An 18430-nucleotide genomic window follows, 5' to 3' on the forward strand; every position below is an offset into this window, starting at 1 on the left:
CTCCCCGACATGAACGAGGTCGTCGGCCGCGACGACCTGCTCCTGCTCACCCTGGACACCCTGCGCCACGACGTCGCCGTCGAACTGGCCGCCGCCGGACGGCTCCCGAACCTGGCCCGGCACCTGCCCGGCGGCGTCTGGGAGGAGCGGCACGCCCCCGGCAGCTTCACCTACGCCTCCCATCAGGCGATGTTCGCCGGCTTCCTGCCGACCCCCGCCCGGCCCGGCCCACATCCGCGCCTGTTCGCCGCCCGCTTCGCCGGGAGCGAGACGACCGCCGGCCGCACCTACGTCTTCGAAACGCCCGACCTGGTGTCCGGCCTCGCCGCGGCCGGGTACCGCACGGTGTGCATCGGCGGCGTCGGCTTCTTCAACAAGCAGGGCGCGCTCGGCGACGTACTCCCCGGCATGTTCCAGGAGAGCCACTGGGAGCCGGAGTTCGGCGTCGCGTCGCCCACCTCCTTCGAGGCACAGGTCGAGCGGGCCGAACAGGTCGTCGCCGCACTCCCCGCCGGACAGCGGCTGTTCCTCTTCCTCAACGCCTCCGCGCTGCACCAGCCCAACTGGTTCCACCTCCCCGGCGCCACCGCCGGGGCGGGCGACACCCGCGCCACCCACGCCGCCGCCCTCGAGTACATCGACCGGCACATCGGCCGGCTGCTCACCGCCATGAGCTCCCGACGCCGCTGCTTCGCCATCGTCTGCTCCGACCACGGCACCACCTACGGCGACGACGGCTACACCGGCCACCGCCTCGCCCACCAGGCCGTCTGGACCGTGCCGTACGCCCACTTCTTCCTGGAGCCGTCCGCATGACCGCCCTCGCGACCTCCCCCGCCCCGGCCGGCGCACCCACCGCGCCGTCCCCGGGCAGCCCGTACACCGCCTACGTGTACGCGTACCCCCACAAGACCGCCTACCGGCCGCTGCCCGACCGGCCCGCCCTGCGGGACCTGTGGCGCGGCGAACGCAAGGACGCCCTCTCCCTCTACCTCCACATACCCTTCTGCGAAGTCCGCTGCGGCTTCTGCAACCTCTTCACCCGCATCGGCGCCCCCGACGGGCTCACCGGCCGCTACCTCGACGCCCTGGAGCGCCAGGCCACCGCCGTCCGTGACGCCCTCGGCGACGACGGACCCGTCTCGTTCGCCAACGCGGCCTTCGGCGGCGGGACGCCCACCTTCCTGACGGCCGGCGAACTGGAACGGCTCTGCGACATCGCCGAGCGGCACATGGGCGCCGACCTGCGCGCGATCCCGCTGTCCGTCGAGACCTCCCCCGCCACCGCCACCGCCGACCGGCTCGCCGTCCTCGCCGAGCGCGGCGCCACCCGCCTCAGCATCGGTGTCCAGAGCTTCGTCCCCGACGAGGCGCGGGCCGCCGTACGCCCCCAGCGCCGCGCCGACGTCGAAGCGGCCCTCGGCCGCATCCGCGACGCGCGCATCCCCGTCCTGAACATCGACCTCATCTACGGCATCGACGGCCAGACCCCCGCCACCTGGCGCGCCTCGCTGGACGCCGCACTGGCCTGGCGCCCCGAGGAGCTGTACCTGTACCCCCTGTACGTGCGCCCCCTCACCGGGCTCGCCCGGCGCACCGCCCTCACCGACCGGGCCTGGGACGAGCAGCGCCTGAACCTCTACCGGCTGGGCCGCGACCACCTCCTCGCGCACGGCTACGAGCAGGTGTCGATGCGCATGTTCCGGCTGGCCGGCACGGCGCCCCAGGGCCCCGACGACCACGCCTGCCAGACCGACGGAATGATCGGCCTGGGCTGCGGCGCCCGCTCCTACACCTCCACGCTGCACTACTCGTTCGACTACGCCGTCGACATGGGCGAGATCCGCGGGATCATCGACGACTACACCGCCACCGACGACTTCACCCGCGCCGTCCACGGCCGCCCCACCAACGGCGACGAGGCGCGCCGCCGCCACCTCCTCCAGTCACTGCTCCAGGCGCAGGGCATGCCGGTCGCCGACTACCGGGAGCGGTTCGGCGCCGATCCGCACGAGGACTTCCCCGCCGAGCTGGCGGCGTTCGCGGCCCGCGGCTGGCTCGAGGAGGACGGCACGGGACCGCTCCTGCGCCTGTCCCCCGAGGGTCTCGCCCACTCCGACGCGCTCGGCCCCGAGCTGTTCTCACCGGCCGTACGGGCCGCGATGGCCGCCTACGAGACCAAGTAGCGCCGTGGACCTCACCCTGCTCTACCGCGGCCCGCTCGCCTCCTGCGACTACGACTGCCCCTACTGCCCGTTCGCCAAGCGCCGCGACACCACCGCCCAGCTGCGCGCCGACCGGGCCGCCCTCGAACGGTTCACCGGCTGGGCGCGCTCCCGCAGCGAGGAGGACCGGCTCTCCCTCCTGTTCACCCCGTGGGGCGAGGGCCTCGTCCGCTCCTGGTACCGCCGCGCCCTCGTCGAGCTCTCGCACCAGCCGCACGTCGACCGCGTCGCGATCCAGACCAACCTCAGCTGCCGCACCGACTGGCTCGCGGACGCCGACCCGGCCACGCTCGCGCTGTGGTGCACCTACCACCCGGGGCAGACTCCGTACGACCGCTTCCTCGGCAAGGTGGACGACCTGGCCGGCCGGGGCATCCGTCACAGCGTCGGCATCGTCGGCCTCCGCGAAAACCTGGAACACGCCCGCAGGCTGCGCGCGGACCTGCCCGCCCACGTCTACCTGTGGGTGAACGCCGCCGACGGCCACACCTACACCGACGCCGAGGCCGGCGCGTGGACCGCCCTCGACCCGCTCTTCCCGTACAGCAGGCACCCGCACCGCTCGGCCGGACTGCCCTGCCGTACGGGTGAGTCGGTGATCTCGGTGGACGGCGACGGCACGGTCCGCCGCTGCCACTTCGTCCCCGCGGAGCTCGGCAACCTCTACGACGGCTCGTACCGGACGGCGCTCGGCCCCCGCCCCTGCCCGCTGACCACCTGCGACTGCCACATCGGCTACGTCCACCTGGAGACGCTGCCGCTCTACGACGTCTTCGCGGGCGGTGTCCTGGAACGCGTCCCGGCGGCGGGCCCGCCGCTCGTCCCCCTGCTCAGGACCCGCCCGGCAGCCCCGTAGCGATCCGCCCGCCGGACACGACGAGGCGGACCGCGCGCAGAGCGGCCAGGTCGGTGAGCGGATCGCCGTCCACGACCAGCAGGTCGGCCCGGAGCCCGGCCGCGAGCCGGCCGGTGTCGCCGTCGATGCCCAGGGCCCGCGCCGCTCCCGTCGTGGCCAGGTCGACGATCTCGGCCGGGGTCAGCCCGATGTGCTCGAAGAACTCCAGGCTGGAGACGAAGCCGTCGAAGACGGCGTGCGGGACGCCCGCGTCCGTCCCGGGCAGGAGGTGGACGCCGCGCTCCGCCATCCACCGGAGCCGCCCGAACATCTCCTCGGCCCGCTCGCGGCCGAACCGCTCCGCGAAACCCCGCCAGTCGGGGCTCGCCGCCGGACAGACCGTGATGCCGCGGGCCGCCATGGCGTCGACCAGGTCCTCGCGCACGTCGAAGCCCTCGCGCCCCATCCACGTGCAGTGCTCGATGGTGTCCACTCCCGCGGCCACGGCGGCCGCGATGCCCTCGGTCCCGTGGGCGTGCGCCGCCACCGGCAGCCCGGCGCTCCGCGCCTCCTCCACGATCAGGCTCAGCTCCTGCGGGGTGAACTGCGCCTGCCAGATCGGCGGTCCGCCCTTGGTGATGCCGCCACCGGTGGCCATCACCTTGATCAGGTCCACTCCCCGGGCGGCGTTGCGGCGGACCGCCTCCCGGATGGCGTCGGCCCCCTCCACCTCACCGCCCAGGAACCAGCAGTGCCCGCCGGGGACGGTCAGGGGTGTTCCCGCGGACAGCAGTCGCGGCCCCGGCACCCGCCCCGCCGCGATGTCGTCGCGCAGCCGTACGGCGAGCCCGCCCCGGTCGCCGAGGTCGCGTGCGGTGGTCACCCCTGTGGCGAGCAACTGCCGGGCCCGGCCGGCCATCCCGGCGTAGAGCTCGGCGTCCGGGGCGGCCCGCAGGACGGCCACGGGATCGGGCCCGGCGTCGAGCGCGAGATGGACGTGGGAGTCGATCAGGCCAGGCAGCAAGGTGCCGTCGGGGAAGTCCAGTCGGGGATCCTCGGGGCCGGCCTGTGCCTCGACCTCGCCGCGCGGACCGGCCGCGGTGATCACTCGCCCGTCGTACAGGACGGCCCCGTCGGTGATCACCCGCCCACCGGGACCCGCGACCATCCGGCCCGCCGATATCAGTGCTCGCACGCTGCGCCGTCCCTCCATCCGACCCACCGGCGTCCCGCCGCCACGACCGCCGGCGCAATGCCCCTACGAAGGTCATCTTCCCCCCGGCCCCGGCCGGGGCGTCACATTCAGGCCGCCGCCCGACGGGCCGGTGGTGCGCCGGCCGCGATGCCCCGTTCACTGCCCGGATCCGCCGCGAGGACGATAAAGTTAGGTTCACCTAACTATGCTGCTCGCAAGGAGACTTCATGGGCCTGGAGACCGCCTTCGCCGCATTCGGGCTGCCCGGCGAACCGGGGTCCGAGGAGTTCTGGGCGGCGGCCGGAGCGCCCGCGTCCGTGCCCGCCGACGAAGACGGAGACGGAGACGACGGCCGCGGTGGCTGGGTGACCCTGTTCCTGTGGCGCGGCTCCCCCGCCACGATCGTCTTCGAGAGCTGGTCGGACGAGGTACCCCTGCGCCGCTGGGACGTGACGGACTGCTGGTACGCCGAGGTACGCATGCCCGCGCGGCTGCGCGTGACCTACCGTTTCGTCGCGGACGGCACGGCGTACGCGGACCCGCTGAACCCGGCCGGTGCGGGCGGCGACCGGTCGATGGCCGCCACCCCGGACGCCCCGGCCCAGCCGCACTGGCCGGTCATCGGCGCGGACGACGTACTGCCCGTCCCGCGGACCCGGATCCGCTGGGCGAGCGAGCGGCTCGGCGGGCGGCGGACCGTACGGGTCCATCCCGCGGGCGGCGGCGGACCGGTGGTGCTGCTGCTCGACGGGGACGACTGGCTGTATCTGCACCCGGCGATGACCGCCTTCGACTCCGCCGTCGCCGAGGGCGAGATGCCGCCCGTCACCCTGGTGTTCCTGCCGACCAGGGACCGGGAGGCCGAATTCGGCTGCCGGCCGCAGCTGTGGGAGGCGGTCCGGGACGAACTGCTGCCCCTGGTGGCGGAGTCCGGCGTGCCCGCGGACCCGGACCGCCTTGTGATCGCCGGGCAGAGCCTCGGCGCGCTGAGCGCGGTGTACGCGGCGCTGGAGTTCCCGGACCTGGTGTCGCGGGTCGCCTGCCAGTCGGCGTCACTGTGGTGGGCGCCCGACGCCGTGAAGGCTGCGGACCCCCTGGGCGGACCGGCGGGCGGCACGATCGCCGCCCGCCTGCGGGAGGCGCGTCCCGACCTGTCCGGGCTGCGGATCGCCTTCGACGTCGGGGAGCACGAGACGCGGATGCTGCCCCACTGCGAGGCGGTCGAGACCCTGACCGAACGGGCGGGCGCGACCGTGCGGGTCTCCCGGTCGGCGTCGGGCCACGACCGTGCGGGCTGGCGCCACGCCCTGGTCCGCGACATCGCCTGGGCGCTCGGCTAGAGGATGTCCTGCCGATCGGCCCGGCGTGATCGGCAGGACACCCCTTGAACCGGCCCTTCGGATCTCTTCGGGCTCAGCGGGCCACCGCCAGGCAGTACTCCGCGTCTCCCGCGAGGAGGTTGCGGTGGGTGTCCTCGGCCGTGATCACGCCCTCGTCCAGGACGAGGACACGGTCGGCGGCGTCCAGGAGGGCCGGGCTGCTGGTGATCACGACGGTGGTGCGGCCCCGGCGCAGCTCCGCGATGTTGCGTGCGATGAGCTGCTCGGTGACCGCGTCGACGGCCGTGGTCGGATCGTGCAGGACGAGGATGTCGCTGTCGGCAGCCAGGGCGCGGGCCAGGGACAGCCGTTGGCGCTGTCCGCCGGAGAGGTTCGCGCCGCGGTCGCGGACGCCGTGGTCGAGTCCCTCGCGGTGGAGGGCGACGACGTCGGTCAGCATGGACGCCGCGACGGCCTCGGCGACCGTGCGGCTGGTGCCCGACGGATCGATGTTCGTACGCAGGGTGCCCGCGAAGATCTCCCCGTCGTACGGGTTGACCAGCATGTGCTCGCGGACCGCCTCGATCGACAGAGCGGCCAGCTCCTCCCCGCTGACCCGCACCGCTCCCTCGTACGCCTTCGGCGGGACCTTCAGGGCCAGGATCGCGGCGAGGTCGGCCGCCGCGCGCGGCTGGTAGGCGGCGATCGCCACGAACTCGCCCGCCGGCACCTGGAACTTCAGCTCGTGCAGGGTCCCGTACCGGACGCAGTCGATCTCCAGGACACCGCCCGCGGCCGGACGTTCCGGGCCGGGGGTCGCCACCGGTGGCGCAACCAGCACCAGCGCCATCCGCTCGGCCGACGCGCGGGCCATCATCACGTACTTGGGCATGTCCGAGAACATCTTCAGCGGTTCCATGATGAATTGGGCGAGCCCCACGGCCATGACGAGCTCCCCGACCGTGATCCGGCCGTTGAAGGCCAGCCAGCCCGCCGTCAGGGTCACGCCCACGGCGAGCGCCGCGTTGAGGGCCGCCGCGGTGCCCGCGTACGCGCCGTTCACCCCGGCCACGGTGATCGCCTGGTGCTTCGCCTCCGTGCTGACCCTGCGGTAGGAGCGGAAGGCCGCGTGGTTGCCGCCGAAGCCGTGCAGCGGGCGCAGGCCCGTGATGAGGTCGGCCACCTTGGCGCCCGCGCGGGCCACCCGGGCCTGCTGTTCCCGGGTGCTGGAGCCGATCCGCTTGGACATCACGCTCAGGATCGACAGGATCAGGGCGGTTCCCACGATCACCAGCAGGCCGAGCCGGATGTCTGCCAGGCCGAGCGCGACCGCCGCGACCAGCACCGCGACCAGGGAGCTGATGAGCAGAGGCACCACTTCGATGATGTCGGCCGTCTGGTCGGCGTCCTCGGTGGCGATGGTCAGCACCTCGCCGGACTTGAGGCCGGCGTCCCGGGCGACCGGCTGCAGGCCGCAGTCGGCGACCTGCACCCGCCAGCGGTGCGCCTCGGTCGTGTTGGCCTTCTGCAGGATGCGCATGCCGAACCGCCACGACAGGGACACGGTCGTGATGATCACGGCCAGGGCGCCGATCGAGAGGGCGAGCGCCCCGGGGCTGCGGTCCTGCATCGTGTGCTCGACGATCAGGCCGAGTGCGATGGGGAAGGCGGTCTCACCGGCCTGGTAGAGACCCATGAGGACGGTGCCCCAGGTCATGGCGCCGACGTTGCGGCGCAGGGCCGTCCGGAGGATGTCGGACCCCGGTCGGGGCCGCTGCGTGTCAGGAGTTTTCATCGAGGTGGCGGGCAATCATCTCGGGGGTTCGCAGGGTGAACAGATCACGGACCGTGATCACAGGACCGTACTCCCGGCGGAGCAGGCCGATCAGCCGCACCGCCAGCATGGAGTGCCCTCCGAGGGACACGAAATCGCTCAACGCGCTCACCTCGTCGTCGTCCAGGTCGAGTGCTTCGGCGAAGAACTCGCACACCGTGGTCTCGGTCTGCGTCTGCGGGCCGCGCTCCCCCGCCGTGGTCAGCGTGCCGAGCGGCCTGGCGTCCGGCAAGGCCTTCGTGTCGGCCTTCCCGTTCACGGTCAGCGGGATGCGGTCGACCCGGGCGTAGTGCGTCGGGCGCAGGAAGTCGGGCAGTCCGGCGCCCACCTCGGCGGCGACGGCCGCCAGGTCCGGGCCGTCCGGGCCGTCCGGGCCGTCGAGTACGAGGTAGGCGGCCAGCCGGTACGCGCCGTCGACCTGCGGGTCGGGCTGGGCGACGGCGGCGACGAACCGCACCGCCGGGTGCGCGGCGAAGGCGGCCTCGACCTCGCCCGGTTCGACGCGGTGCCCGCGGATCTTGACCTGCTGGTCGGTGCGGCCCAGGTACACCAGGTTCCCGTCGGGCCGCCGCGACACCAGGTCGCCGGTACGGTACATGCGTTCGCCGGGGGCGCCGAACGGGCAGGCGACGAACCGGTCCGCGGTCTGGGCAGGCTGCCCGAGATAGCCGCGCGCGATGCCGATGCCCGCCACGTACAGCTCGCCGGGAACTCCGTCGGGCAGGGGCCGCAGCCACGGGTCCAGGACGTACACGTCCGTGTTGTCGATGGCCACGCCCACCACCGGGTCCTGGCACTCGAAGGTGCCCACGCCCAGCGTGTTGATGGTGTATTCGGTGGGTCCGTACAGGTTGTAGCCGACGGTTCCCTCCGTCTCGGCGAGCCGCTGCCACAGGGTCGGGGTGACGGCCTCGCCGCCGAGCAGGACCAGTGCCGGCCGCCGCCCGGGGGTGTCGAGCAGGCCCTCGGACACCAGTTGCTGGGCGTAGGTCGGCGTCACGTTGATGACGTCGATGCCGTGCTCCAGGCAGTACTCGACGAGGCGGGGCGCGTCGCGGCGCAGTTCCTCGTCGCAGATGTGCACCTCATGGCCGTCGGCGAGCCACAGCAATTCCTCCCACGACATGTCGAAGGCGAACGACACGGTGTGGGCGATGCGGAAGACGCGGTGGTCGTGGTCGCTCAGCACGGGCTCGAAGATCCGGCGCTGGTGGTTGATCAGCATGTTGGTGAGTCCGGCGTACTCGGTCACCACGCCCTTCGGCCGCCCGGTCGATCCGGAGGTGTAGATCGTGTAGGCGGGGTGGCGCAGGCGGTCCGGGTCGTCCGGCGCGAAGGTCACGTACGGATCGGCCCGGGGCAGCGGCCGGTCCAGCTCGATCAGTTCACCGGTCAGCCGCGGTGACACGGCGCTCACGGTGAGGATCACGTCCGGTCGGGCGTCGGCGACGATGGCGGCGATCCGCTCGTCCGGGTGGTCCAGCTCCAGCGGCACGTACGCGGCGCCCACGCGCAGGACGGCGAACAGCGCCACGATCGAGTCGAGGGAGCGCGGGATCGCGAGGGCCACCGTCCGCTCGGGTCCGATGCCGCGTGCGGCGAGCACGCCCGCCAGCTCACGGCTGCGGTCCCGCAGACGGCCGAAGGTCATGGTCCGGCCGTGGGCGACGAGCGCGATCCGCTGCGGGTCCCGGTCGGCGGCCCGGTCGAACCGGTCGACGACGGTGTCCGTCCCGACGTCCGTGCGCGGGCCGGCCTCGGGCTCGGGACCCGGGCCCGGCAGTGCGCCCAGCAGCCCGGCGGACCGGGTCAGGTGCCCGAGGACGTCCAGGTAGTCGTCGAGGAGCTTTCGGGCGGCCTCCGTGTCGTGGTCGCGGTACTCCAGTTTGACGGTGAGCCGATCGCCGGGCGTGACGACCCAGGTGAACGGGTAGTGCGTGGAGTCGTCGGCGCGGACGGCGGTGATGCCGTGCCGGGCGTTCATCTCGGCGAACGCGTCCATGTCCAGGAAGTTCTGGAGCACGAAGAGGTTGTCGAACAGGGTGTCGTGTCCGCCGGCCCGCTGGATCTCACCGAGTCCGAGGTGCTCGTGCTCCATCGCCTCGACCCGGGCCGCCTGTACGGCCGTCAGGTAGTCGCGGACGGTGTCGTCCGGCCGGGCCCGTGTCCACATGGGCACGGTGTTGAGCAGCACGCCGACGACCTCGGACAGGTCCTCGCCCTCGCGGCCGGAGACGGTCACGCCGAACACGGCGTCGGCGCGGCCCGTGTGTGCGCCCAGGAGGAGACCGAAGGCGCCCGTCAGTACCGTGTTGAGGGTGACGCCGTGTGCCCGGGCCGCTTCCCGCACCTGCTGCGACCGTTCGGCGGTGAGCGCGTGCACGAGCGTGCGCGGCAGGTCGTCGACCAGGGCCGGCGTCGGTCCGGCGAGCAGGGTGGGGCCGGGGAGGCCGGTGAGGTGCTGTGCCCAGAAGCGTTCCGAGACGGCCGGGTCCTTGGCGTCGAGCGCCCGCGCGTACTCCTCGAAGCCGGGCGTGGCCGGGGCCGGGGGTGTCAGCTCGCCCGCGAGGGCGGCCTCGTAGGCGTCGAACAGGTCCCGCAGCACGATCTCGCGGGACCAGCCGTCCCACAGCAGCAGGTGGTAGCTCAGCAGCAGGCCGTCGCGCTCGCCCGGCAGGTGCACCACGGTCAGGCGGATCAGCGGCGGCTCGCCCGGGTCGAATCCGGTGTCGCGGTCCCGGGTGAGCAGGGCGTCCACCTCGGCGTCCGTCGCGAGGGAGACGGTACGGACACCGACCTGCCGGCCCGCGCCCAGGACCTGGACGGCGTTCCCGTCGTCGTCGGTGGTGAAGCCGGCGCCGACGACCGGGTGCCGGGCGATCACCCAGGCCATCGCCTCGGCCAGGGCGTCGGTGTCCAGGCGCCGGTCGAAGGTGAACCAGCTCTGTGCGACGTAGTGTCCGGCCGGTCCGGCCAGCTGGGCCTGGAAGAAGAGGCCGCGCTGGAGCGGGGTGACGGGCGCGGTGCGTTCGGCCGTCGTGGAGGCGTCCGCGATGTGTTCCAGTGCGGCGCGCCAGTGCCCGGTGATCGCGTCGGGTATGCCCTCGGCGAGGGTGAAGACCGCGTGCAGGCTTCCGGTGGCGGCGTCGGTCCAGGCGTTGACCTCGACGGCGTAGGGGCTGCCCTGGTCGCCGCCGGTGACGTGGAGCGCCTGTGACTCGTCGCCCCGGCCGAGGTAGTTGAACAGGACCTGCGGGCGGGCGGTCAGCAGGGGGGCCGTCTGCGGGTTGAGGTAGCGCAGCCCGCCGTACGCGGCGTGCGCGCGCTCGTCCGGCTGGCGTTCGGCGACCTCGCGGGCCGCCGCGACGGGGTCGGTGTGCGCCGTGAGCCGCACGGGGGCGATGGAGGTGAACCAGCCGACCGTACGGGTGTAGTCGTGGTGGGACGACACCGGGACGCGGCCGTGCCGCTCCAGCTCGATCGCGAGATCGGTGGGCGTGGGCTGGACGCGGGTCAGGGCGGTGCGCAGCGCGCCGCACAACAGCTCGGTGAGGCCGACGCCGAGGGCGGCGGGCGCGGTGCGGGTCACGCGGTCGCCGACCTCGGGCGGGATCACGACCGTGGTCCGGCGCAGCCCCTGCGCCGCGGGCAGCAGCGGGGGTGCCTGGAGGGTGGTGATCCAGTGCCCGAGGCCGTCGGTCTCCCGGGCGGCCCGGTCGGCCAGGGCCTGCGCGTACGCGGCGTAGGGGGTGGTCGGCGGTGCGAGCGGCCTGCTGCGCAGGGCGGTGTCGATGTCGTCCAGCAGGACCAGCCAGGACACGGCGTCGACGGCGAGGTGGTGCGCGGTGACGACGAGGGTCCGGGTCGCCTCCAGCCAGGTGAAGGCGATGACGTCCCCGGCGCCGGGGTCGAGCCGGCCGGCGGCTTCGTTCGCCGCTGCCGTCGCGTCGGACGCGTCGGCGCCATTGGACCCGTCGGCGCCGTTGGACCCGTCTCCGCGTACGACGGTGACCGCGCGGGCGGGTTCGGTACGCAGCGCCCACACCCCGTGCTCGGCGCTCAGCCGCAGCCGCAGCGCGGGGTGCGCGGCGACCACGGCGTTCGCGGCGCGTTCGGCGTCGGCGAAGCCGGTGCCCTCCGCCGCGACCAGGCTCCGGGCCTGGGCGAACCGGGCGAGGGATCCGCCCAGTTCGCGCTGGCGCAGGATGATCGGCGTCGGCGTCAGCGGGCCGTCCTCCTGGGGTGCGGGCGCGGCGGGCGCCGCGGTCCGCGGGGTGCTCGTCGCCAGGTGCTCGGCGAGTGCCCGCGGGGTCCTGAGCAGGAACACGTCGCGCGGGGCGATCCCGAGGCCCAGGGCCCTGGCCCGGTTGACGACGGTGATGGCGAGGATGCTGTCGCCGCCGGCCCGGAAGAAGTCGCTGTCCCCGTCCACGGCGGTACCGGGCAGGGTCTCGGTGAAGATGCCGACCAGCGCGGTGAGCGCGGAGCCGGTCGCAGAGCCGGTCGCAGAGCCTGAACCGGACCCGGTCCCGGGGCCCGTCGCGGGCGCCAGAGTGGTTTGCGGGGCGGCGCGTGCGGCCAGGGCCTTGCGGTCGAGTTTGCCGTTGACGGTCAGCGGGAGGGCGTCGACCGGCAGGACCAGGCCGGGAACCATGTGGACGGGCAGCTTCGTGGACAGGAGGTCCGCGAGGTCTCCGGACACCCGGCCCACGACGTGCGCGACCAGGTGGTCCCCGCTGCCGGCGACGGTGACGGCCGCGTCGACGACCCCGTCGAGTTCCCGGATCGCGGACTCCACCTCGCCGAGCTCGATGCGGAAGCCCTTGAGCTGTACCTGGTCGTCGGCGCGGCCGGTGAACTCCAGCTCGCCGTCGAGCGTTCGGCGTGCGAGGTCGCCCGTGTGGTACATCCGGGAGCCGTCGCCCGCGAAGGGGTCCGCCACGAACCGGCCCGCGGTGAGGGCCGGCCGGCCCAGGTAGCCGAGGGAGACCTGGTCGCCGGCGACGTAGATGGCGCCCACCCGGCCCGGCGGGACCGGCCGGAGCCGGTCGTCGAGCAGGTGGACGACCAGGCCGGGGATCGGGCCCCCGATCGGGCTGGCGTCGTCGCCGGGGCGGAAGTCCTCGTCGGTCAGGACCCGGTGGGTGACGTGCACGGTGGTCTCGGTGATGCCGTACATGTTGACCAGTTCGGGCGAGGCGGCGCCGTGCCGCTCCACCCAGCCGCGCAGCCGCCCGAGGTCCAGCGCCTCGCCGCCGAAGATGATCCGGCGCAGGGCGGTGAGCGGCTCCTGCGCGTGCCGGTCGGCCTCGATGAACTGGTAGAAGGCCGACGGCGTCTGGTTGAGGACGGTCACCCGGCGCTCCCGCACCAGGCGGTGGAAGTCCACCGGGGAGCGGGTCAGGCCGTACTCCGGCACGAGCAGTTCGGCGCCGTGCGCCAGAGCGCCCCACAGCTCCCACACGGCGAAGTCGAAGGAGTACGAGTGGAACTGCACCCACACGTCGTGCGGGCCGAAGTCCATGTCGGGCTCCGTGTTCGCGAGGAGGGTCACCACGCTGGAGTGCGGGACGACGACGCCCTTGGGCCGGCCGGTCGAACCGGAGGTGTAGATCACGTACGCGGGATCGTGCCAGTCCGCCCCGGGCCCGGCCGTGTCCCCGGTGTCCGTGTCCCGGACGTCCCCGCCCTGGGCGTCCCCCGGTGCGGGTTCGTCCCCCTGGACCAGTACGCGGGCCGCCACGCCCGCCCGGGCCAGCAGCCCCGTGAAGCGGTCCCGGTGCTCCCGGTCCACGAGCACGACCTGCGGGGCCGCGTCGGCGAGGATGTACTCCAGCCGTCCGTCCGGGTAGGCGAGGTCCAGCGGTACGTAGGCACCGCCCGCGGTGACGATCGCGACCAGGGCGACGACCTGTTCCAGGGAGCGCGGAACCGCGACGGCGACCCGTTCGCCGGGCCGGACACCGAAAGCGCGCAGGGCCGAGGCCAGCTCGTCCTTCGCGGCGGCCAGTTCACCGTAGGTCAGCGACCGGGCACCGCCGTCGAGGGCGCACTGGGTGACGGCGGTGGCGGCCGGATCCCGGTGCGCGGCGGCGTCGAACAGTGCGCCCAGGGTCGTCGGGGTGATCTCCGCGGGAGCCTGGAGGCCCGCGGGCGCCAGGTCGTCGACCAGGGCGTCGGGGCGGGTGAGCAGGCCGGTGAGGGTACGGGTGAACGTGTGCAGGATCTCCCGCGCGCTCGTCTCCCGCAGCAGCGCGCCGTCGTGGATCAGGTTGAAGCGCGGGCGGCCGTCGAGGGCGCGCTCCACCACGAGGGTCAGCGGGTAGTGCGGGGCTCCCTCGTTGACGATGTCGGTGATGACGAGCGTGTCCTCGGGGCTGCGCAGGGCTGCGACGTCGGTCGCCACGTCGAACACCACGAGGGTGTCGAAGAGCGGGCCGGCGCCGCTCAGCCGGCTGATGCGCGCCAGCGAGACGTGCTGGTGCGCCAGCACCGTGCTCTGATGTTCCCGCACCGAGGCGAGCAGGCCCTCCGCTGTGGTGGCGGCCTCCCACCGGGCGCGCACGGGGACCGTGTTGATGAACAGACCCACCATGTCGCCGATGCCGGGCACGTCCGCGTCGCGGCCGGAGACGGTGGAGCCGAAGACGACGTCCCTGCCGTGCAGGAGGCCGCCCAGCGTCAGCGCCCAGGCGCTGTGCACGGCCACGCTCAGCGGGACGCCGGCGGTCCGGGCGGCCTCGTCGATGTCGGCGGAGGCCGCGAGGGCGGTGTCGGCGAACAGGTCGGACGGCGTGTGCCCCTCGGCGACCAGCGAGGGGCCGGGCAGCCCGGCGAGCTGTTCGCCCCACACCCGGTCGCTCTCGTCCTCGTCGCGTTCGGCGAGCCAGCGCACGTAGTCGGTGAAGCCCCCGATCGGGTACACGGTCCCGGGGGCGTGGTACTCGGCCAGGAGCGCGCGCAGCATCGGCGGCACCGACCAGCCGTCGGCGATGATGTGGTGCACGGTCTGCACCAGGACGCTGCGGCCGGCGCCGGCGCGGATCAGCGTGTACCGCATCAGCGGGCCGCTCGCCAGGTCGAACCCGGCGCGGCGGTCCCGCTCGGCGTGCTCGCGGATCTCGTCGTCGGTGATGCCGGGGCGGTCCAGGGTGGTGAACGGGGCCTGCACCCCGCCCTCCAGTACGGAGACCACCCGGCCGTCGGCGAGGGCCACGAAACGCGCGGCCAGGTTGGGGAACAGGGTGAGCAACCGGGTGGCCGCGGCCGCGAGCCGGTCGGGGTCCACGTCGCCGTCGAGGGTCAGGAGCTGCTGCTCGACGTAGCTGCCCGCGGAGTCGTCGTCGAAGACCGAGTGGAAGTACAGGCCCTCCTGGAGCGGGGTCAGCGGCAGGACGTCCCGCAGGGCCGGGCCGTCGAGTTCGTCGACGTCGGCCTGGGTGAGGGCCGACAGGGTGAAGTCGCTGGGCGAGTGGCCGCTCCGGTCGAGTGCGGCCAGTGCGGCCAGGCCGGACAGGGCCTCCCGGAAGTACCGCCCGATGGTCTCGATGTCCTCGTCGGCGAACAGCCCGTCGGGCCAGGACAGGGTGGTGACCAGTTCGTACGCGCCGCCGGCCGAAGCGGGTTCGGCGATGGCGTTGAACTCCAGGGCGCGCGGCAGGCGCATCTTCGGGTCACGCTTCTCCCCCAACTGACCGGTGGTGCCCGCGAGTTCCCAGTCGCCGGAGGAGCCCGCGTCGAAGCGGCCCAGGTAGTTGAACAGCACCTGTGGTGCGGGCGCGGCGAACGCGGTGTCGGACAGGTACCGCAGGGCACCGTAGGAGACGCCGTTGCTGGGCACCCGGGCGAGGTCCTCCTTGACGGCCTTGAGGGCGGCGACCAGGTATGCGGGATCCGTGGGGCCGGCGGCCGCGTCCGTCGCCGTTCCGGGGTCGACGGTCACCGGGAAGAGCGTGGTGAACCAGCCCACGGTCCGCGACAGTTCGGGTTCGAAGCCGGCGGAGTCCGCGACGTACCGTCCTTCGCGGCCGTGGCCCTCCAGCTCGATGTGCGCGAACGTCTGCTCCTGCCCGAGGTCGCGGCGCCACCGGGCGAGGGTGACGGCCAGGGCGGTCAGCAATACGTCGTTGACGCCCGCGTGGAACCTCGCGGGAATCTCGCCGAGCAGCGCGGCCGTGACGTCGGCGCCGACCGATACGGTCGTCGTCCGCTCCCGCGCGACGGTGTCGGCGGCGGACAGCGCGCGCCGGCCCAGCGGTGCGTCCTCCCCCGGCAGGGCGCGCCGGAAGTGCGTACGGTCCGCGTCGAACCCGGCGTGTCCCAGCAGCTGGGTCCAGCGCCGGAACGAGGTGCCGACCGGCGGCAGGTCGATCGGCGCGCCCGAGACGAACCAGCGCCACGCCGTGGAGAGGTCCTCCATCAGGATCCGCCAGGACACGCCGTCGATCACCACGTGGTGGGCGACGAGGACCAGCTGGCGTGCCTCGCGGCGCCAGACGGCGCGCAGCATCACGCCGCCCTCGGGGTCCAGTTCGCCGGTGGCGAGCGCGACGCACTCGTCGAGCGGCCGGTCGCTCTCCTGCCAGCCCGCCACGGCCCGGTCCGCCTCCGGGATCTCGAAGCTCCAGCGGTCGCCGCGCACCAGTTTCGCGCGCAGCATGTCGTGCCGGGCGACCACGGCGGTGAGGATCGCGTCGAGCGCGTCGGCCGTCAGGGTGGGCGGGGTGTTGAGGACCACCGACTGCACGAAGCCGTCGACGGCATCGGTGGTCTCGCCGAGCCACTGCACGATGGGTGATCCCACGACGGTGCCGGTGGCGACGTCGCCGTGGTCCACGGCGGCGGCCTCGCGGTCCGCGACCGCCGCCAGAGCGCCGACGACGCCGTGGGTGAAGATCTGGCGCGCGGTGACGTGGAGACCGGCCTCGCGCAGGGCGCTCAGCAGGGAGATCGCCAGGATGCTGTCGCCGCCGAGCTGGAAGAAGTCCTGGTCGACGCCGACCGCGTCGCGCCGCAGCACCGCCGCCACCGCCGCGCACACCAGGCGCTCGTTCTCGGTGGTGGGCGGGGCGAGCGCGCCCGCGCCGGTGGCGGGTTCCGGGAGGGCGCCGCGGTCGAGCTTGCCGTTCGCGGTGAGCGGGAACTCCTTCATCACGACGATGTGGGCGGGCACCATGTACTCCACCATGTGCCCGGTGGCCCAGTCCTTGACCTCGTCCGCGCGCAGGTCCTCGCTGCCGGCGGAGGGGATCACGTAGCCCACGAGGTAGGTGCCGCCCGCCGTGTTCTTCTTCGCGACGACACAGGTGTGGCGTACCGCGGGGTGCTCGGCGAGACCGGCCTCGACGTCCTCGATCTCCAGCCTCATGCCACGGATCTTGATCTGGTTGTCGGCGCGGCCGAGGAAGTCCAGCGACCCGTCGGGGGCGAAGCGGGCGAGGTCGCCGGTCCGGTAGAGCCGGGATCCGTCCGCGGCGAAGGGGTTGGCGACGAATCGGGCGGCCGTCAGGGCGGGGGCGCCCACGTAGCCGCGTCCGAGGAGGAAGCCTCCGACGTACAGCTCGCCGCCGACGCCGACGGGGACCGGGCGCAGTTCGTCGTCCAGCACGTAGAGCTGGGTGTTGGGGTTGGGCCTGCCGATCGACGTCGACAGGCGTTCGGCCGCGCCCCGGTAGACGACGTGCGAGACGCCGATGGTCGTCTCGGCCGGGCCGTAGCCGTGGTACATGGGTATGTCGAGCCGGGCGCGGAAGCGCTCGTAGAGCTCCGGGGTCAGCACCTCGCCGCCGCACCACACGTGGCGCAGGCTGTCCAGCCGCCCGGAGTCGCCCGCGATCTCCAGGAGGACGTCCAGCATGGACGACACCAGGTAGGTGAAGGTGACGCGCTGCTCGGCGATGACGCTCAGCAGGTGGTGCGGGTCGCGTTCGCCGCCGGGGCGCAGGACCACCAGCCGGCCGCCGCACACCAGTGGCAGGAAGATCTCGTTGATGGAGATGTCGAAGGACAACGGGGCCTTGAACAGCGAGGCGTCGTCGTGGCCGAAGCCGAGGATCTCCTCGACCTGCCACAACAGGCGCTCGCTGATCGCCTCGTGGCGGATCATCGCGCCTTTGGGGCGGCCGGTCGAGCCGGACGTGAAGATCACGTAGGCGAGGGCGTCGCCGGGGACGGTGACCCCGGTCCCCTCCCCCGGGTAGGAGCCGAACCGCCAGTCGCCGAGGTCGACGGGCACGGCTTCCGGTTCGTCCGGCGTGTGCTGGGCCGTGCGGCCGAGCTGGAGGACGACACGGGCGTCGGATATGACGACGGACCGGCGCGCGGCGGGCCACTGCGGGTCGAGCGGTACGAACGCGGCCCCCGCCTGGAGCACGCCGAGCAGGCCGATCACCATGTCGGCGGAACGGTCGAGCGAGATGGCGACGACCTGTTCGGCGGTGAGGCCGCGTTCGATCAAGTAGTGGGCCAGCTGGGCGGAGAGCTCAGCCGCCTGACCGTAGGTCAGCGTACGGTGCTCGTCGACGACGGCGACGGCGTCGGGCCGCAGGCGCGCCTGCTCGCGGAACATCTCCACGACGGTCGGGCGGACCCGGTCCGCCCCGGTGTCGTTCCACCGGGCCAGCGTCTCGAGCCTCGCCGCGACACTGGACGGGCCGATGGTGGAGATGGGCCGGTCCGGGAAGTCGGCCAGGTCGTCGAGCGCGAGCTGCGCGTCAGCCTCTACGACGCCTTGCGGGACGCGGATGCTCCGGCCGCCCGCGGTGTCCGCGCCGACCTCCCAGCCCACCGGCCCGGCGCCGCCGTTGTCCGCCCAGCCGAGGATGTCCGCGAACAGCGTGCCGGGGGTGAGCTCCAGGCCTTCGGGGCTGCGGCCCGTCGCCCAGTACGCCAGCCCCACGGCACACGCGTGGGCGATGGTGGTGTCGGAGTAGTCGCCGGATCGCCGGCGCACGTCGGCCAGGCGCGTGCGGGAGAGCAGCGCGAGACGAGCGGTCGATTCCGTCATCGAAGGCTCAACGCCCC

Annotated in this window: 7 protein-coding genes; 4 read left to right on the plus strand and 3 right to left on the minus strand. The window is 73.5% G+C overall.

The features are described from left to right. Positions 1-9 precede the first annotated feature (9 nt). Genes OG444_RS06510 through OG444_RS06520 form a run of 3 tightly spaced genes read left to right on the plus strand, consistent with a single transcriptional unit; the run spans position 10 to position 3081 of the window. On the plus strand, positions 10-816 hold the full coding sequence (locus tag OG444_RS06510; RefSeq protein ID WP_327266679.1) for an STM4013/SEN3800 family hydrolase: 807 nt from the start codon (positions 10-12) through the stop codon (positions 814-816). After that, complete coding sequence (locus OG444_RS06515) at positions 813-2186, plus strand: STM4012 family radical SAM protein (RefSeq protein WP_327261225.1); 1374 nt, start codon at positions 813-815, stop codon at positions 2184-2186. The genes OG444_RS06510 and OG444_RS06515 overlap by 4 nt, the downstream gene beginning before the upstream one ends. A gap of 4 nt (positions 2187-2190) precedes the next feature. Continuing rightward, positions 2191-3081 carry an STM4011 family radical SAM protein gene (locus OG444_RS06520; protein ID WP_327261226.1) on the plus strand — a complete coding sequence of 297 codons (891 nt, stop codon included), beginning with the start codon at positions 2191-2193 and terminating at the stop codon, positions 3079-3081. On the opposite strand, the gene OG444_RS06525 is transcribed toward OG444_RS06520, so the two are convergent. Continuing rightward, the gene (locus OG444_RS06525; RefSeq protein WP_442810458.1) at positions 3056-4255 is read right to left on the minus strand and encodes an amidohydrolase family protein; all 1200 of its coding nucleotides are present in this window, start codon (positions 4253-4255) and stop codon (positions 3056-3058) included. The two genes, OG444_RS06520 and OG444_RS06525, sit on opposite strands and share 26 nt — an antisense overlap. Before the next feature lie 227 nt (positions 4256-4482). Here OG444_RS06525 and OG444_RS06530 point away from each other — a divergent pair, with 227 nt between their 5' ends. Further along, entirely contained in the window at positions 4483-5595 is a 1113-nt protein-coding gene (locus tag OG444_RS06530; protein ID WP_327261227.1) for an alpha/beta hydrolase-fold protein, read from the plus strand. 73 nt (positions 5596-5668) lie between these two features. Here OG444_RS06530 and OG444_RS06535 read toward each other — a convergent pair whose 3' ends face one another. Beyond that, positions 5669-7369 carry an ABC transporter ATP-binding protein gene (locus tag OG444_RS06535; protein ID WP_327261228.1) on the minus strand — a complete coding sequence of 567 codons (1701 nt, stop codon included), beginning with the start codon at positions 7367-7369 and terminating at the stop codon, positions 5669-5671. Further along, on the minus strand, positions 7356-18413 hold the full coding sequence (locus OG444_RS06540) for a non-ribosomal peptide synthetase (protein WP_327261229.1): 11058 nt from the start codon (positions 18411-18413) through the stop codon (positions 7356-7358). Before OG444_RS06540 ends, OG444_RS06535 begins: the two co-directional genes overlap by 14 nt. Between the last annotated feature and the right edge of the window lie 17 nt (positions 18414-18430).

It is taken from the genome of Streptomyces sp. NBC_01232, assembly GCF_035989885.1.
In the GTDB taxonomy this organism is placed as follows: Bacteria; Actinomycetota; Actinomycetes; order Streptomycetales; family Streptomycetaceae; genus Streptomyces.

What these genes read in the sequence shown, in the direction of transcription:
- OG444_RS06535 (WP_327261228.1), bottom strand. Translation starts at nt 7,369, where the DNA reads ATGAAAACTCCTGACACGCAGCGGCCCCGACCGGGGTCCGACATCCTC.
- OG444_RS06510 (WP_327266679.1), top strand. Translation starts at nt 10, where the DNA reads ATGAACGAGGTCGTCGGCCGCGACGACCTGCTCCTGCTCACCCTGGAC.
- OG444_RS06515 (WP_327261225.1), top strand. Translation starts at nt 813, where the DNA reads ATGACCGCCCTCGCGACCTCCCCCGCCCCGGCCGGCGCACCCACCGCG.
- OG444_RS06530 (WP_327261227.1), top strand. Translation starts at nt 4,483, where the DNA reads ATGGGCCTGGAGACCGCCTTCGCCGCATTCGGGCTGCCCGGCGAACCG.
- OG444_RS06540 (WP_327261229.1), bottom strand. Translation starts at nt 18,413, where the DNA reads ATGACGGAATCGACCGCTCGTCTCGCGCTGCTCTCCCGCACGCGCCTG.